This is a genomic window from Chitinophaga filiformis (assembly GCF_023100805.1).
Taxonomy (GTDB): domain Bacteria; phylum Bacteroidota; class Bacteroidia; order Chitinophagales; family Chitinophagaceae; genus Chitinophaga; species Chitinophaga filiformis_B.
This window is the reverse complement of record NZ_CP095855.1, coordinates 4,300,360-4,317,512: the sequence shown is the minus strand read 5'-3', so window position 1 is coordinate 4,317,512 and position 17,153 is coordinate 4,300,360. Positions and strand designations below refer to the sequence as shown.

Below are 17,153 nucleotides of genomic sequence, written 5' to 3'. Positions count from 1 at the left end.
CCGGCAGGTGAAAACCTGCCGGTTCTTTTTTAATTAAAATTCTACATTGCTTCCACGAGAAACTTCAGTTTACCCTGCGCCTTCACCTTCCCCTGCAGGTTGATCCTGTAAATATTGTCGCCCCACTTCTGCCTTACTCCTCCGTCTTCCTCCGTTTGTAAAGGCACTTTCTCTACGCTCGCTACAAGGTCTGTCGCCGGGTAACGCAAATAAAAATCTTTGGATCCGCTACCTTCTTTCCGGTGTATCACCAATACGCCCGGTTTAATTACTTCTGCCGGGTAACAGGTCATAAAATGTTCCGTCACCTGTCCATCTTCCTCCAGCTGCATCACGTCTTCTATCTGCACGTTCTTTCCCTTATTAAGCCGGATACTCCGTTGCCATCGCTTTATACCTGCCTGCTCCGGGTAGGCGGCACTGATATCCATGGCCATTGTGCTCGCAGATGCAGTCCTTTTATACGCCACCTTTTCTGCCTTAAACCTGCTGCCAGGCAACTGTGCATAGCCGTTCACAGCAGGTACATTATGGTAATCGGAACTATTGTACCAGATATCATATCGCCTGCCGCTGAAAGTCTTGGCTGTATACGTCCCTCTTCCTACATCGATCAGCACCGGTAATCCGTCATGGTATACTACATAGTTGCCCACATCGTTATGGTTATGGCTCTCGTCATTGTGTCCGCCCTGTGCTGCCACAAAAAAGCCATCCGTACTGCCATTCCTGTCACGGGCTATCATGACCTGCAGGTCCGGCCACCAGACATCACCGGGCAATACCAGCCCTTTATCGGCATGTTGCAGTTCATCCTGCATGAATAGCACGAACAGATGCCTGAAATAATGATACCCCCTCATCGATGCGGGGTTTTCGTTTTTCAGGTAATAGGCTCCGAAACGCATCATGGCTGTATCCTTTATATCCTTCCCAAACCGGTAGATCATACTGGCTGCCATACCAGGTTGTGGATCAGCATCTGCAAAATTGATAAAATACTTTTCACTGATCTGTGCCTTGTAAATGAACCTGCCCATCTCGGCTACTTTCGGGTCAGCATACACATATGCGAAAGCGTTGTTAGTAGCGAGGTTCAGTAAAGAGATATTATCATACAATGATGCCGCTGCTGCGCCCCAGTACCCCGGGCCTTCATCACAGCCGCCATCAGCAGGATAGGGATTCAGAAATGCATCCAGTACGCCCAGCAGCTTCGATACTGCGGCCACCCGTTTGCTCTCATCTTTCTCCAGCAGCAACACGGAATTCAGCCAGTTGGAACAGATCCAGGGATTCCAGTTGTTCGGCCTCCGGCCACTACCGCTGGAACTCATCCATCCATGAGGTTTGGTCATCAGCGGCTCAAAGATCCGTTTGTTCGTTTCATAATAGATCCGTTTTCTTACCTGCGGAGATACCCTGTCCAGTTCCGCCCCCAGGAAGTAATCCACCCAGGCCAGCAGAGTGGCTGTCTCCGCCGAGAACAGCTCTACAAAAGGCGCAGATACATCCATCAACCCGTCGAAAGACCTTGGCAGGTGCGCCGATGCTCCCCAGAAAGATTCCTCACAGATCGACCATACGCCATTCACCACCTGGTCAACAAACCGGCCTTTGTGCTCATATACTTCTGCCAGCAGCAGCGTACCTAACACCTCTCTTTTTTTTCCGCTGATGTCCTGGTACTCTGAACGGTTCCCGTTACGGATGATCAGTAAAGATTTCACAGCGGGGATACCCGGCCATTCGTAGTCCAGATAAGCTTCTGCCTTTTTAATGATAGCCGCTCCTGTTGCCGGATCAGCTTTTTCCCATCCCGCCCTGTTCTCCAGGCGCGGAAAAGGCTCCCATTTGGCATATGGCATCAGCTTTTCTGCCAGTTGTGCGGATGTATAACGGCCGCTCAGCAGGTTCTGTGCAGATAACTGGCTTCCCAGCAACAACAGCATACAGGTTAAAACAGTATATTTTTTCATGAGACCTTTTATTTCATTAATATGCCCAGTCAGTAAGGAGTAATAAATTATTCCGGAAGTCCTTGTGCAGCTCCCTGAGCGCAGCCAGATCAATGTCTGTATATTTTTTAGCGGCCACTTCCGACAGCTCCAGGAACTCCTCATCATGCTTCGGCTTGATCTGCTGGTACTGCCAGTCCTTCTTTCCGGTAGCATAGGGCAGCAACCATGTATATGCTTTCTTCAGGCTTTTCTTGTCCGGACTTTCATAATGCCAGAGATCAATATTTACATTCTCTGCCAGTAAGGCCAGTTCAAAAAAAGCACGCAGGTTGAACAGGGAATAATTCCAGGAAAGTGTTCTGGCCAGTTCTTTCGGCTGACGCCCATCCGGCTCCAACTGGAGGTCTATCCGTTTCCTGGTCTGCTCCTCCAGGAACTGTCTCGCCAGTTCCCGCTGACCGGTGAACAGTGCGATCACCACCTGCTGTACATCATACCAGGTACCATGATTATTCAATTCATCTGCTTCGTCTACCCCTATCGGACTGGTTCGCATCCACTGCAGGAACTCCCGGTACCAGTCCTGGATACCTTTGTATTCCGCGGCAGACAAAGACGTTGAACGCTTCAGCAACTGCACGCCGTCTATCAGCATCGTCACATTATGAGTGTCGATCAGCCCTATTCCCCTGCCTGCTGTAATACCAGGAATGGCCTGCCCGTAATTCAGGTTCGGATTCATCCTGGTTGCAGTGTCGAGGAACCAGGTACGCAACAGCCCCGCCGCATGTGCAGCATACTTTTCATCACCGGTGTAAAACCAGGCCAGTCCCAGGAAATATACATCCCTGGATATGGCATTCTGGTATTCATCATCCTTGATGGCATAGCGTTCGGGGTTCACCTGTCCATCCTTCCGGATATACGGTAAGCCGTTCGCTTTAGTGGAGTCGGGCCACCAATATGGCCCGACGCTCATATAATCATGCTTGTCACCGCTGGGTGGCGCCTTATCTTTATACACGACGGAATAAGGCCCGTTCTTCAGTGACCGGTCAGCTATGGAAAGCAATTCTGCCAGCGCCTGCTGCATAGCCGGCTCCTGCCGGGCAATCCTTCGTTTTGCCTCCAGCAGCTTCCGCGCTTTGATCAGGAAAGTCTCCGGCGGCGCTTGCGCCTTCAAGGTGCTGATACACATCAGTAGCGCCAGGATCAACATAATACAAATCTCTATTGCAGGCGTCCTCATAAAAACATCAGTTATTTAAGTGTGTAACGTTTGATGCTGATGGTGGCGCTCTTCTTGCCATCATCAGCCTTATTCATAAAAATATAAGCACGGTATTTCCCATCCGCTGTTTCAATCCAGGCGCCTGCCTCTGTTTTAAGATTGATAGCATAATCAGGCGCATCTTTCATATCCAGCTGCTGGAAATCCAGGTCGTCAATATAAACGCCATACTGCAGCCGCGCAAGATGGAAGTCGCGCAGGTTCCAGGTCTTGCGGATCTTCGTGTCCCTGTTCACCCCGGTGGGCAATACCACGCCCGGAAGATAAGCAGTATCAGCAGCCGGCGCTACCAGTGCATGATTAAATGAGATACCCGAAATAGCCCTGTACAGGTAAACAAGGTCAATTTTGCCGGCATTCGCGGCGGCATCTGTCGCATTATATACCGCCATATCTGCAATGGAAATGAAACAGGCATCTCCGTTCTTCACCGGCAGATCGAGCACCATATCCATTTTGGAAATAGTATAAGGCCCCATTGTATAAGACACTGTTTCCCCGTTACTGCTCCTGGCAGAGAAAGTGAACTTCACTTCTTTACCCTGCGCGGCCCTGGGTATCACATAATAATACCTCAGCGTCACCGCATTGGTATCTTTTGTAAATGCCACTTTTGTAAGCGGCCCTTCATTCACAGAGGGATCTCCGATGGGAATACCCACGTCTTCACCACTACCATTTGTGTAATAGGACTTATTCTCCAGGTAAGTGGCCGCATCTCCTGCAATCGAAGCTTCCACCTGTGCAGACACGATCTTTCCTTTTGCAGCAGGAAGCGCTATGGCATAGGCAAACTCTATTTTCAGGCCCGCCACATTCGGTCCCAGTGTTCTTTTGATACAGTCGTTCTGCAACTCATTCTTAGGCGACGGAACGGCGTATTTGTCGTCCTTACACCCTGCCACCAAAACACAGATCGAGAAGAACCACAGTGTATATCCAACATATTTAATGTTCATAGAAAGCATGTTTAAGTGTAAATACTACCTTGGCTGTACAGTAACGATCACTTTATAGGTCTTTCTCACCTGCCTGTTGCCCGAAATAACCGTATATGTTCTCGGGTTGGCCAGGTCTGAAAAGTCAGTGAAGCCGGTGATCTTAGGGTCCAGCTTTGCATCTGTCACTAATGTGAACTGTGGATAGAGGTTTTTCAGGTCTGTGCCAAAGAACACTGTAACGTTGACCGTACAGGCTACTGTATCTATTACAGCATTTTTGGTACGTACTGTCTGAAAATCGGAGCCCAGCAATTCAAAATTGCTCACATAACATTCCGCACGGGTAGTGATCAGCAGGCCGTCTTCGTCAATTGGAGGATCTTTCCGGCAACCCATCAAAGCCAGGCCGCTGAGGAAAAGTAATAAGAGTAAAGTGAAATATCTTTTCATCGTCTTGATTTTATTAGGTCATGCAATTAGAGCCAGGGCGTATTCTGTGTCAGGTTAGGGTTCCTGTTACGCTCGCCCGGCGGGATCCTGAAAATGTAACACTGCTGATACTCCCGCTCAGACATGTTCTGGAAGTAACGGGACGCCTGTGCACCGTAGGTATCGATACGCCATACGCCATTACCGTAGGGCGGATTCCATACTCTCTCTATAGCCCTCCATCTGCGGAGGTCAAATGCCCGTTGCCCCTCGCCGAACAGTTCCACGATACGTTCCTGTTCGATAGCGCTGAAAAATGCCTCCTTGCTGGCAGTTTTATCTGCCGCCAGTGGTGGCAGGTTCCCGCGATGGCGTATCCTGTTCACCAGGGCAATCGCATCTGCCTGCGGACCGTTCACCGCATTCGTCGCCTCTGCATACATCAGGTATACATCCGCCAGGCGCATCACCGGATAGCTATAAGTACCATCGCTGCGGCCCAGCCCTGCGGTGTTACGGAGGAACTTGCGCAGCACATAACCCGAATTACAGCCATCCGTATTGTAGGTGGTGTATTGAACGCCATTGATCGTAACGGGCTGATTCCAGGTCTTGTAAATGAATGGGACCCATCCGGTCGATTTTAAAGAGATCATACCCACGCTCACCTCATAGTCCCACATAATGGACGACTTCATCCTATAATCGCGGTTTGCGTAGCTTTGGGGATTTATAGCCGAATTAAGAGCAGTTCTTGCGCCGGGCGTAGTTGGGCTCATCGGAATCAGTTTGTCCGCAAAATCGCCTGTAATGGTCGATTGGTACCTGTCTGCAATTTCATAACGGGGAGATACCCAGCACTGGGAACCTTCATGTGAGCGGCCGGCTACATCACGCATCAGCTCTTCCCCCTGGTTGGTACCCGTACCACCATGTGTAAAGGCCATGATCATTTCAGCATCTCCGTTGGCCACAGGCGTGAACAGATAATAGTAATTCGGCAGTTTGTCAGCCTTCCCCGGTTCATCACATTCACCAGGTTCTCCTCCCCTGAAAAGCGTAAGGCCATAGTCATTGATCACTTTGGCAAAATCATCCGCCGCTGCTTTGTAGGCGGCATTGCCCTCGTTTTCATCCGGCGTGAAGGTGTCCAGTTCAGGCCAGCCAAATTTGTTCCAGCAGGCCCAGAATAATTGCACTTTACCTCGGAAAGCCAGCGCCGCCGGTTTTGAAGCCCGGCCCTGCTCCTGCGCCCGCGCGGGCAATTTATCAAACGCATAGGTGAGATCAGCGATAATTGAATCTTTCACCTGTTTCAGCGGTGTACGGGTCTGGTTAGCCACTTCTGCGTTATCGTATATCACATGATCTATATAAGGCACATCCCCCCACATGGAGATCAGCCGGAAATAGACTATCGCCCTGAGCAGGCGGGCTTCTCCCACTATTCTTTCCAGTTGTGGCAATGATGTTTCACTCGCTGCCGGCAGCATCTTCCTCACATTCTCAATGACGTAATTGGCGCGATGTACGCCGCCATAGAGACGCTCATACATTTTGTCGAAGTTGTCGCCATAACCCGAAGGACTGTAATCGCCTCCATTGTAGGCATCGCCTTTCTGCAGATTGCCGCTGGCGGTACTGGTGCCGCGGGTCCTGATATATTCCCCCTGTCCGTCAAAATAGTAATCGCGGTCAAACAGCGGTCTGATATCGGCATAGGCGCCCATAAGGGCATAAGTTGCATCTGCCTCTGTTTTCCAGAAAGATGCTGTTCCCAGCTCGGTGGTCGGGTCCCTGTTCAACAGGTCCTTCATACAGCTGCTGGTAAAGAAAGCCCACAGGCACAACACACCGGTGAAATATATTTTAACACTTGCTTGTTTCATGATCATTACATTTATAAACTCATGTTTAAACCCACTGCATAAGATCTGTTCAGCGGATAGGCATTACTTCTGTTACCCGTCAGCTCGGGATCAAGTCCGCGGAAAGAAGTGATAGTGGCTATATTCTCAGTTGCACCATAAATGCGGAAGCCCGCGAGGCCGATCCTCTCCAGCCACTTCTTAGGGAAGCTGTAACTCAGCATAATGTTCTTAAAGCGGATATAACTGAGATTATCCAGCCAGAAACTGGTTTCCACCCTGTTGTTACTTCCTCCCAGGCGGGGCCACTCACCGTCGCGGTTCTCCACCGACCACGGATTGTTCCAGTGATTCCAGCTCGAAGCATAGCGTTGTAAACCGAAGTTGATATTATTGTAGTTGTTGATCCAGAAATCCTTCCGTCCGGTAGCCCCCGTGATGAGGAATGACAGGTCAATACCTTTCCACGAAAGGCTTGTATTCAATGCAGCAATAGTGGTAGGTCTGTCACGCTGTACATTCGGATAGGCCTTCATATCATTACCATCAATACGCCCGTCGCCGTTCAGATCTTTACGGATAAGATCTCCGGGAGAGGCGCCCTGTGGTGTATGGCTATACACGTCCTGCCAGGTCTGAGCGATACCCGCGTCTTCATACGTGTACAGGAAATGATATGGCATGTCGAGGAACACCCATCCCCGCCCCAGGAACTCGTTCCATTTCTCCAGTGTAGTGGTGTTGTAAGATGCATTAAAACCGAATCCATATTTCAGCTCTCCCACCTTGTCCGACCAGATGAGATTGAGCTCAACACCCTGGTTGCGCAGGTTACCGATGTTCTTGCGCGGCGCATTATATGCTCCTGTCAGCAGGATAGACATTTCGGAGGGACGGTTCATGCCCGTGGTCAGGCGATTATAATAATCCAGTTCGGCCGTCAGGCGGTTGTCAAAGAAACCCAGGTCCAGACCTATATTCAGCACCTTGGTCGATTCCCATGACAGGTCCTTGTTCACCATCTTCTGGTTAACAAATCCTTTCACGATAGTACCGTCTATCATATAGTTACTTGCGGCCAGCGTACCCTGTTGTTCATAACGGCCTACTCCACTATTGTTACCTAAACCGCCGTAAGAGAAGCGAAGTTTACCACTACTGAGGATACGCTTTGTGAAAGCATTGATAAAGCCCTCTTCCGTAAAACGCCATCCTAAAGCCACAGAGGGGAAAAAGCCGTACTGATGTCCCGGCAGGAAACGGGAGGAACCATCGTAACGGAAGTCCGCTTCAAACAGGTACTTGCCGAAAGCAGTGTAGTTCACACGACCGATATAAGAGCGTAATCCTTCGGTACTGGAGTTACCTCCGGTCGACTGTATATCCGTCAGCGCGGCATCTACTTCGTGTAAGGTAGGGTATAACCTGTCATTACGGGAAGTACCCTGGTAGCGGTCGTACCAGAATTCCTCACTATATACGCCCAACAGGCTGATCTCATGATTGGAACCAAAGCTATGCTGATAGTTCAGGCGTCCGTTCAGCATGGTCTTATAGCCGGTATTCGTATAGTTACCCACGCCGGCGTTTTCGCCCACGTATACACGGCTGCCAAAGGTGCCTGTCTGAAAGTTAAAGGAGCGGTTGGGAATATTGGCATTCCAGCGGAACTGGTTATAATAGTTCAGTGTATAATCCACGCGCCCCGTAAGTCCTTTGACAGGTTCCCAATCCACATATGCCATTGCATTTGCCTCCTGCCTGTTCTGGCGGTTCAGCATGTTCTGGTATACTGTATACGGATTATATGCCTGCGGATCTTCATTGTAAGCCATTACGCCGCCATAATATCCCGTCAGGGGATCGTAGGGCGTAATGCCCGCAATGGCGTATTGCAGATCGAAGCCGGCCGTATTGGAAGCATCATCATCTGTGTAGCCATCTGCCAGGGCATAGGTGTACTTGGACCAGTTGCCATTGAACCGCAGGCCCGCATTTATGTTTTTACGCAGTTTATTATCATAATTGAAACGGACATTGTATCGTTTGTAGTCGTTGTTGATCTGCAATCCCTTTTCATTCATGATACCTGCGGAGATGAAGAAGTTGGAATTCTCTGTCCCTCCTGATGCAGAGAGGTTATAATTTTGAAGACTGCCATTACGCATGATCACCTCCCACCAGTCTGTATTGGGAAAGCGCAAGGGGTCTACCATGCTCATGGCCATCCACTGGTCTATGGTACCGTCCTTAAACGTATAATACTCGCGGAGTGTGTTCACTGCGGCCGCACGCTGATGCAGGGTCAACGCCCGGGCATAGTCAGCCATGAAATCGTAAGAGCGGGTAGGCACTTCAACACTGTAGCCCCCTGAAAAATTGATCGTTGTTTTCTTTTGTCCTTTCCCCGATTTGGTGGTGATCAGGATCACCCCGTTCGCAGCCCTGGAACCGTAAACAGCGGCGGAAGTAGCATCTTTTAAAATGGAGATGGTCTCGATATCGTTCATATTGATGCGGTTGATGTCCACATCGGGCATACCGTCTACGACTACCAGCGGACTGGCATTATTCACTGTACCCAATCCGCGGATGATCAGGCTTGCTGCATTGTTTCCTGCCATCCCGGAAGATTGTGTTACTGCCAGTCCGGGTGCAAGACCTGACAGGGCGGAAGAGGTATTAGGCAATGCCCTGCTGGTGATCTTCTCATCCATCTTCACGACAGAAACAGAACCCACCAGGTTCACTTTCTTTTGGGTGCCGTATCCTACTACAACCACTTCCCCCAGCGCTTTCTGATCGGATTCAAGCACGACGTTGAATTTAGCCTGACCGGAAAAAGGAAATTCCTTTTTCTGAAATCCCATGGAGGAAAATATGAGCGTCCCCTTGCTGGCAGTTACACGCAGGGTATAATAACCGCCTTCATTTGTAACGGTACCGGAGGAGGTACCCTGGAGCGATACACTGACGCCCGGCAATGGTTGCTGATTCACATCTGTAACACGCCCGTTGATAATTCTGTGTTGTGTACTGTCCTGGAAATAACTAGTGGCAGGCCCTGGCAAATTGGTAGCAGCAACAGATGTAAATGATCCTGCTGAAAGGAGGAGAACAGGTAGCATACTTCCGGCATGGAGCCATCGCACCCCCTGTCCCCGTGGGAGTAAATGATTAATCATAACGTTGGTATTTAAAGACAATAAAAGGCTTGTGCCGTAGGCTACGACATTAAAGACAATAAGGGCTTGACGCCGTATCTACCGGCATTTTAGACAATAAAAGGCCTCTGCCGGCTTTTTTTACCGGCATGTCATTACAGCGATTCCTTTCGGAATGCAAACGTTTGCATTCTAGGGGCTGCTGATAACGGTTTTGTGAATTGAAATTGTCATACGTGGAATGATTTAAATGTCCGATTTAGATTTGGCGCTGGGATTTAGTCGTCTACAAAAAGTCTTCTACAGAATAATAAGTTTCATCAGTACGTTAATATCATCAATACAAATGTAATAAAAAGGCAATCGATTGCAACAAAAATATTAAAATGCTTTTATAATAATTCATAATCGCTCCCACTCCTGCCTGAACGATAGTCCAACATGGTGTACTCTGGGGCCCTTTACGCTACAATACGATATCAATCAATCGCCGTGTCAGATCGCCGTATTTGCGGGCTGTAGCGGAATCTCCTGACGCCCGGCACAATAACGAACATCAATCAATCCACCGTGGCAATCGCCGTGTTTGTACGAGCGGCTTAACAGCCCCCTTGCTCAGATAGTATCCATTTGCAGGTCATCGCCGCGCGCTATGGCAGCGTAACAACGTGGCGGAGCCGAATGTACAACACCTTTATTCAGTACGCGGGAGTCACACGATTTATTATGTAACAGGCAAAAAATAAAATGGTAACCCGTCTTCCGCCCCAGGTGAAAGTCTGTGAAAAGATATCAGCTCAAATCCTTATCTTGATGCGCTCAATTACCATTCCGCTATGAATTGTTCCGCCGCCATAAGAGTTGTGTTCACGTTCCTTATTTCCTGCCTGTTATTGCGATGTACCCATGTATCCGGACAAGATCCTGTTGTAAAAACAACGGGAGGATATATCCGGGGAATACAGGAGAAAGGCATCTTCGTCTTCAAAGGCGTGCCTTTTGCAGCGCCACCTGTGGGCGATCTGCGCTTTAAAGCGCCTAAGCCGGTACATCCCTGGAAGGATACACTTTCCTGCACGCAATTTGGCGCTGTAGCAGCGCAATATGCGGGAGATACCAGGACAGTAAAAGGTGATGAAAATTGCCTGCAGCTGAACATATATACACCTGCTTTAAGACCCGCCAAAAAATTACCGGTACTCGTATGGGTACACGGCGGCGGTATGACCGGCGGCAGTGGTATAGGCCAGAACGGGCATTCCTTTTCCCATCACGATAGCATCATTACCATCACCATCAACTACCGTCTCGGCATATTTGGCTTTTTGTACCTGAATGATGTGCCGGGGTATCAGACAGCTGGTAATAATGCAGTGCTGGATTGTATCATGGCCCTGAAATGGATCAAAGAGAATATTAAAGCTTTTGGTGGAGACGCTTCACGCGTGACCGTCATCGGGGAATCAGCCGGCGCAAAACTGACCTCCTCGTTACTCGTAACGGCTGCCGCAAAAGGATACTTCAGCCAGCTGATCCTGGAAAGCGGTGCGATAAACTGCATTCGCGATACGATCACGGCAAAAGCCATTCGTAAACGCCTGATGGATACATTGGGTATTTCCAATCCTGTGGAACTCCTGCAACTACCAACAGCCACCCTCATTAATGCGCAGGCTAAAGTATTAGGCGGCGCCAAAGGCACTAATTATTTCGGACCTGTTCAGGATGGCATACTTATCAAAGAGGATGCATTAGCATATATCAGGCATCACCCTGATAAGCATGTCCGTGTATTGTTGGGCACCAATAAGGCGGAAGCTTTACTCTTTATGAATACCGATAAGCGGCTATACGCACCGGATTCAACGGTGTTGAGCGATTGGTTCGGTGACAATTACAAATACAGTTACAAAGCCTGGCGGTCCATTCACCATCTTCCTCCGGATACAGCGGCAATCGTTACGCTCAGCAGATACATGTACCAGTTACATACCTATCGGCTCGCTAAGGCACTCGCCGCAGGTGGCTACCAGGCATGGATGTATTCTTTCGAACAGCCCAATAAAGGCGCTCCTGCTACCCACGCGGAAGAGCTCCAATATGTATGGTATGAAGCTGGTCAGGGTAGCCCCGGTAATCTTCCCCTGGCCGTGCTGATACATCAGCACTGGGTAGATTTTATAAAAGGCCATGCGCACTGGCACAAATACGACAGCAGGCGCCGGGGCATGATCTATGCGGAAGAAAGTCGTGAAGGGGTGATGGATGATTACGAGGATCCGGGCCATCCAACAATGGGATTTATACTACATTAACAAAATAATGGCTGACCAGATAGGTCCTTATCGTTCCTTTCCGGTCAGCCATAACCTTTCATATTTACCAAATAATAAGAAGCTCATCAGGCATTAAACCATAAGCGCTGGTGGAGATATCTGCATTACCTACTGTCTTTCCATAAGTTCCTCTGTTCATTTTAATACCAGCACAGCGCCTGACTCATTTATCCGGATATGCATACTTCCTGCTAAGAAGCATTCGAATAAGTCAGCACTTTCCTTTTTTAAATAGTAGGCATTCCTCCCGTCACCGGTACTGTAGCGCCTGACATATAGCTGGCTTCCTGAGACGCCAGTAATACATATACAGGCGCAAGTTCTGCCGGCTGACCGGGGCGCTTCATGGGTGTCTGAGAACCAAACTTGGCTGTTTCTTCAGCTGAGAAGCTGGCTGGTATTAGTGGCGTCCAGATAGGTCCCGGCGCAACACAATTCACCCGGATACCTTTTTCACCCCACAGTTGGGCCAGGGTAGCGGTAAAGTTCTGAATCGCCGCCTTGGTTACTGTGTATGGAATGAGCGTCGGTTTGGGAGTGTATGCATTGACAGAGGTCGTATTGATGACAGCGCTGCCGGGTTGCAGATGAGGCTCTGCCGCTTTACACAGGTAAAACATGGCGGTCACATTCACCCGGAGTGTCTTATCCCATTCCTCGCTGGATATCTCCTGCAGGGACTCGTGTGCTACCTGAAAAGCGGCATTGTTCACCAGGATGTCCAATCCGCCGAACTCACGTACCGCCCTGTCTACCATTTCCTTACAATGCTCTTCGCTGCTGATGTCGCCCGGGAAGAGAATTGCCTTTCTGCCTTCCTTTTCCACATAAGCAGCCGTTTCTTTTGCATCTTCCTCCTCACTCAGGTAAGAGATGAGCACGTCCGCTCCCTCCCTGGCATATGCAATGGCGATTGCCTTTCCTATGCCGGAGTCAGCACCGGTAATGATGGCCTTTCTTCCTACTAGCTTACCACTTCCTTTATAGGTATTCTCACCATGGTCAGGTCTGGGATTCATTTTTTGTTCTGAACCTGGCAATTCCTGTTCCTGTTCGATAAATTCGGGTTGAGGATATTGTTCAACCGGGTTAACGATGACTGTATTTTTCCCTTTTACTTCCGTTGTCATGACATGATTAGTTTAAATGGTTTATAAAATACATTCCCTGTTGTCAGACAATAACCCGTAAATTCAATGCCAGAATATCCCCTTCCCCTATCCGGTTGAAAGCCAGCCTGATTGTTGCATCGCATCGTCATACATGTAACTACTTATACACACTAACGAAGAAACTGCTTCTATTTGTACCGGCAGTTCAGTTTGGCCGGCCCTACCCTCAGATTTGGCTTGTTTGCCTCCCCTCTTATCTCCTGCCACACCGTAAGTTTGCGACAAACAATTTTGTCAATGCGGCTTAAATCACTGATAATTGTATTCATCCTGATCGTAACACACTTAAGCATGAATGCACAACAAGAACAGACAGGGCGTTATGCCACAGTAAATGGTTTGAACATGTATTATGAGATCCATGGCAAGGGGGCGCCCCTCGTACTGATCCATGGCGGAGGTTCCACCATCGCATCAAACTATGGCCGGATTCTGCCGGAACTGGCTCAATCCAATCAGGTCATTGCCATAGAATTACAGGCGCATGGACATACGAAAGACATCGATCGCCCATTAAGCTTCGAACAGGATGCTGATGATGTAGCGGCACTGCTAAAACAACTGCATGTTGAAAAAGCTGATATCATGGGCTTCAGTAACGGCGCTACAACAACCCTGCAGATTGCGATCCGTCATCCGGAGCTGGTGAACAAAATTATACTTGCGTCCGCCCTTTATAAAAGGGATGGCATGATGGATGGCTTCTTTGAAGGTATGGAGCATGCCACCTTTGAACAGATGCCACAACCACTGAAAGATGCTTACCTGAAAGCCAATCCTGACCCTAAGGGACTGGACGCCATGTTTCACCGGGATGTAGCCAGAATGGTGGGGTTCAAAGACATCAGCGATGAGCTGATCAAAAAGATCCAGGTCCCGGCGCTGGTAATAAATGGTGATGCCGAGGCAATAAAGGCAGAACATGCGTTCAGGCTATCACGTACATTACCGCATGCTCAGCTGGCAATATTACCCGGCGGACATGGTGATTACATCGGGGAGATCTGCGCGCCGGACAAGGACAGTAAAATACCGGATCTGGTAGTGGCGATGATCGAAAAATTCCTGAAGGGTTAGTTTACGAATACGGGAACGACCAAAGGTATACAATCACAACCCGGATATATGCGCACCAACAAAACACAATCGGCTCCGCCAGGAGCCACGTGTTTGTAGCCCCGGGTGACAACCCGGGGTGATAATATAACCCGCGGTGATAATACAACCCGGGTGACGTAACAATCCCGATATACGCGCAACCAACAAAACACAATCGGCTCCGTCAGGAGCCACGTGTTTGTAGCCCCGGGTGACAACCGCGGTGACGACACAACCCACGGTGACGTAACAATCCCGTATACGCGCAACCAACAAAACACAATCGGCTCCGTCAGGAGCCCCGTGTTTGTAGCCCCGTGTGACAACCCGGGGTGATAATACAATCCGCGGTGATAATACAACCCGGGTGACGGTGACAACCGCGGTGACGACACAACCCGCGGTGACGTAACAATCCCGTATACGCCAACCAACAAAACACAATCGGCTCCGTCAGGAGCCCCGTGTTTGTAGCCCCGGGTGACAACCCGGGGTGATAATACAACCCGCGACAACAATACAACCCGGATGACGTAACAACCCCGTATACGCATACCCAACAAAACACAATCGGCTCCGTCAGGAGCCACGTATGAAATACACAAAAAAAGCCGGTAAGAAATTACCGGCTTACTACTTGACTAGCTAAAAAAGGTTAACAAGTTCTGGATGGTGCAAATGATTGTCTATCTGGGAACATACCAATAGTCATTTTGAGGGCAACTCTTGACTCATTAGTATCTGGGGTCTCATAGGACGATAAATAAAAACTAACCAACTTTAATATTATATAGCACCTTACTATTAATGTCCGGGCGCTTTTAAATTATCTTGTTATGAGCCTGAACATCACTTATCATCTGGTAACGATAAACGATGTACACCTTGCTCCTTCGAATACCTGAGACCATTTACCAGCGCATATTGTTTTAAAAACACCTCTGCAGGCAATTCACGATCAATGGCAACCCTTGTCCGTCTCTCGGTGATGGCCGGATCAAATTCAACATTTTCTCCATAGATCCTTATCACCTCTTTCTTAATATCGGCTATACCTGCATCCTGCAGATCGGTCACACGGGCCCGCCATTTCTGTACCTGTAAGGAATCGAACGGCTGGACCTGCAGCTGTTCCTTTTTATCATAAATAGCCTCCTGTCCGGGTCTGAGATTTACACTTCCTCCCTTTCCTTTCACGTGGATATTACCGGTGAACAAAGACACCTGTAAACCCGTCTCATTATAAGCTTTCACATTAAAACTGGTGCCCAGCACCTCAACCACCTCCTCATTCTGCAGGCGAACAATGAATGGCATCTGCACATTTTCCGCCACCTCCAGGAAGGCCTCTCCACGTAATGATACTTCACGCTTTCCCTTTCCGAAACCAGGCTTCCAGCTAAGCACGGAACCCGAGTTCATATGCACAAGCGTACCATCATTCAGTTTAATTTTATATTCCCGTCCCCAGGGTACGATCAGCTTAATACTGTCATTTCCGCCAACAACGGCTGCAAGCTGCAATGTTTCATCTCCGTTATATGCAAATGACCCGCTGGCATCTATCTCACCACCCTGGCCATTCAGCGCTATCACTTTCCTGTTAAGGTCCAGCCATACACTCTGCCCCTTTGCAAACAAGGCCTCCGGTTTGCTTTTTTGTCCAAAATAGTAGAGCACCGTAAAAAGCGTACCTACCATACAGGCAGCTGCCAGTGAAACGACTGCTATCCGGCGTATCTTTCCCCTTTTATGTAGCTGGGCATTCCCCAATTCAATGATCTTTTCTGCAGAAGTGGTCCTTATTTTACGAATCTCACTGATCTGCGGATCCAGGACCCTGTGCATGTGCTCCGACAGTGCTCTCACCTCGGAAGAGGTTCTCATTAACTCCTGTAGCTCTTCACGCTCTTCACTGGTGATAGATCCGGTTATTTCGGCAATTATGAGGGCTTCTGTTTTCAAGTTCTTATTTTTCATGATTATATTATTATAGACAAGCCTGGGATAAGAAATAGATGAAAAGAATTAAAATTTTTTTTGAGCCTCCCCTGTTTTTCTTCTCCGAACCGAGTTCTTTCCGGATGAAATTCGCCGCATTCTGTACATGGCTCTTCAGGGTCGCCTCCGTTACTCCTGTCTTCGCAGAGGCCTCTTTATAGCTCAATTGCTGAAAATGGATCATTTCAAACGCCTCCCGGCTCTTTTTCGGCACCTTTTTCAAGACCTGCTTTATCTGTTCCATCCTTTCGCTTTCCCGGTCAAAAGGCAACAGTTCCACCCCGTACGGTTCTATATCCTCTGAATACTGCTGTTTCTTCTGCTCGTAACGCTTGTTTCTCCCGGACTTGGTTATACTTTTATTGTACGTTGCAGAAATAAGATAGGACCTGAGGTCACCCCTGATCCTCAGGGTGCCCTTTCTTCTCCATATTTCAAGAAACAGTTCCTGTACAATGTCTTCCGCATCCTCCGCGTTTCTGAGGTAATAAAGTGCACATGCTTTGACATCGCTGGCATACAGCTCAAAGAGCCGGTTAAAGGCCCTCTCGTTGCCCTCATTTAGCTGCCTGATCAACGATTCGTTCTCTGGTAGTTCCATATATGATATGTTGATTTTCCGGTTTTTACCATTCTCCGTGGACTTAATATTCGCATTACAAAATGCTGACAACGCAATTCCCGCGTAATCTGATCATCAAATAAATTGTCTTGGGATTATCATAAGATTGACATGAAAGAGTCGAGTCAGGAGAAAGTGTACTAAATTAGCTATTATCATTATGATAATAAAATTATCCGGTTACTAGCGCCCGGTTTATATGTTATGAAAGGCTTTACCACCGCTATTTTGGACTAATTCACTTTTTTTTTCAAGCATAAGTAACACCAA

At 48.6% G+C, this 17,153-nt stretch carries 11 protein-coding genes; 2 read left to right on the top strand and 9 right to left on the bottom strand.

Annotated features, from left to right (window positions below; all coding sequences use genetic code 11):
* Positions 1-41 precede the first annotated feature (41 nt).
* The 6 genes from MYF79_RS17100 to MYF79_RS17075 are packed head-to-tail and all read right to left on the bottom strand — an operon-like array spanning position 42 to position 9,675.
* A complete protein-coding gene (locus MYF79_RS17100; RefSeq protein WP_247808868.1) occupies positions 42-1,979 on the bottom strand; it encodes a heparinase II/III family protein in 1,938 nt (645 codons plus the stop codon).
* Positions 1,980-1,995: 16 nt separating this feature from the next.
* Entirely contained in the window at positions 1,996-3,210 is a 1,215-nt protein-coding gene (locus MYF79_RS17095; protein WP_247808867.1) for an alginate lyase family protein, read from the bottom strand.
* Between the two features lie 11 nt (positions 3,211-3,221).
* Entirely contained in the window at positions 3,222-4,211 is a 990-nt protein-coding gene (locus tag MYF79_RS17090) for a DUF4466 family protein (protein ID WP_247808866.1), read from the bottom strand.
* A gap of 24 nt (positions 4,212-4,235) precedes the next feature.
* Entirely contained in the window at positions 4,236-4,643 is a 408-nt protein-coding gene (locus MYF79_RS17085; RefSeq protein WP_247808865.1) for a hypothetical protein, read from the bottom strand.
* A 26-nt stretch (positions 4,644-4,669) separates the two neighbouring features.
* Positions 4,670-6,511, bottom strand: coding sequence for a RagB/SusD family nutrient uptake outer membrane protein (locus MYF79_RS17080; RefSeq protein WP_247808864.1), 1,842 nt, complete (start codon positions 6,509-6,511; stop codon positions 4,670-4,672).
* Positions 6,512-6,522: 11 nt separating this feature from the next.
* Complete coding sequence (locus MYF79_RS17075; protein WP_247808863.1) at positions 6,523-9,675, bottom strand: SusC/RagA family TonB-linked outer membrane protein; 3,153 nt, start codon at positions 9,673-9,675, stop codon at positions 6,523-6,525.
* An 815-nt stretch (positions 9,676-10,490) separates the two neighbouring features.
* On the opposite strand from MYF79_RS17075, the gene MYF79_RS17070 reads away from it, so the two are divergent.
* A complete protein-coding gene (locus tag MYF79_RS17070) occupies positions 10,491-11,969 on the top strand; it encodes a carboxylesterase/lipase family protein (protein ID WP_247808862.1) in 1,479 nt (492 codons plus the stop codon).
* Between the two features lie 248 nt (positions 11,970-12,217).
* On the opposite strand, the gene MYF79_RS17065 is transcribed toward MYF79_RS17070, so the two are convergent.
* Positions 12,218-13,120: an SDR family oxidoreductase gene (locus tag MYF79_RS17065; protein WP_247808861.1), complete on the bottom strand. Its 903-nt coding sequence runs from the start codon at positions 13,118-13,120 to the stop codon at positions 12,218-12,220.
* A 333-nt stretch (positions 13,121-13,453) separates the two neighbouring features.
* Here MYF79_RS17065 and MYF79_RS17060 point away from each other — a divergent pair, with 333 nt between their 5' ends.
* Positions 13,454-14,239, top strand: a complete 786-nt coding sequence (locus MYF79_RS17060) for an alpha/beta fold hydrolase (RefSeq protein ID WP_247808860.1) — start codon at positions 13,454-13,456, stop codon at positions 14,237-14,239.
* Positions 14,240-15,109: 870 nt separating this feature from the next.
* On the opposite strand, the gene MYF79_RS17055 is transcribed toward MYF79_RS17060, so the two are convergent.
* Together MYF79_RS17055 and MYF79_RS17050 are read right to left on the bottom strand one after the other, a co-directional pair.
* Positions 15,110-16,240 (bottom strand): FecR family protein, encoded by a 1,131-nt coding sequence (locus tag MYF79_RS17055; RefSeq protein ID WP_247808859.1) that lies wholly within the window; start codon positions 16,238-16,240, stop codon positions 15,110-15,112.
* 10 nt (positions 16,241-16,250) lie between these two features.
* A complete protein-coding gene (locus MYF79_RS17050) occupies positions 16,251-16,862 on the bottom strand; it encodes an RNA polymerase sigma factor (protein ID WP_247808858.1) in 612 nt (203 codons plus the stop codon).
* Positions 16,863-17,153: the final 291 nt, after the last annotated feature.

Excerpts from the sequence above, each read along its gene's own strand:
- MYF79_RS17055 (WP_247808859.1), bottom strand. The coding sequence starts at position 16,240 with ATGAAAAATAAGAACTTGAAAACAGAAGCCCTCATAATTGCCGAAATA.
- MYF79_RS17050 (WP_247808858.1), bottom strand. The coding sequence starts at position 16,862 with ATGGAACTACCAGAGAACGAATCGTTGATCAGGCAGCTAAATGAGGGC.
- MYF79_RS17085 (WP_247808865.1), bottom strand. The coding sequence starts at position 4,643 with ATGAAAAGATATTTCACTTTACTCTTATTACTTTTCCTCAGCGGCCTG.
- MYF79_RS17100 (WP_247808868.1), bottom strand. The coding sequence starts at position 1,979 with ATGAAAAAATATACTGTTTTAACCTGTATGCTGTTGTTGCTGGGAAGC.
- MYF79_RS17095 (WP_247808867.1), bottom strand. The coding sequence starts at position 3,210 with ATGAGGACGCCTGCAATAGAGATTTGTATTATGTTGATCCTGGCGCTA.
- MYF79_RS17070 (WP_247808862.1), top strand. The coding sequence starts at position 10,491 with ATGAATTGTTCCGCCGCCATAAGAGTTGTGTTCACGTTCCTTATTTCC.
- MYF79_RS17075 (WP_247808863.1), bottom strand. The coding sequence starts at position 9,675 with ATGATTAATCATTTACTCCCACGGGGACAGGGGGTGCGATGGCTCCAT.
- MYF79_RS17060 (WP_247808860.1), top strand. The coding sequence starts at position 13,454 with ATGAATGCACAACAAGAACAGACAGGGCGTTATGCCACAGTAAATGGT.
- MYF79_RS17065 (WP_247808861.1), bottom strand. The coding sequence starts at position 13,120 with ATGACAACGGAAGTAAAAGGGAAAAATACAGTCATCGTTAACCCGGTT.
- MYF79_RS17090 (WP_247808866.1), bottom strand. The coding sequence starts at position 4,211 with ATGAACATTAAATATGTTGGATATACACTGTGGTTCTTCTCGATCTGT.
- MYF79_RS17080 (WP_247808864.1), bottom strand. The coding sequence starts at position 6,511 with ATGAAACAAGCAAGTGTTAAAATATATTTCACCGGTGTGTTGTGCCTG.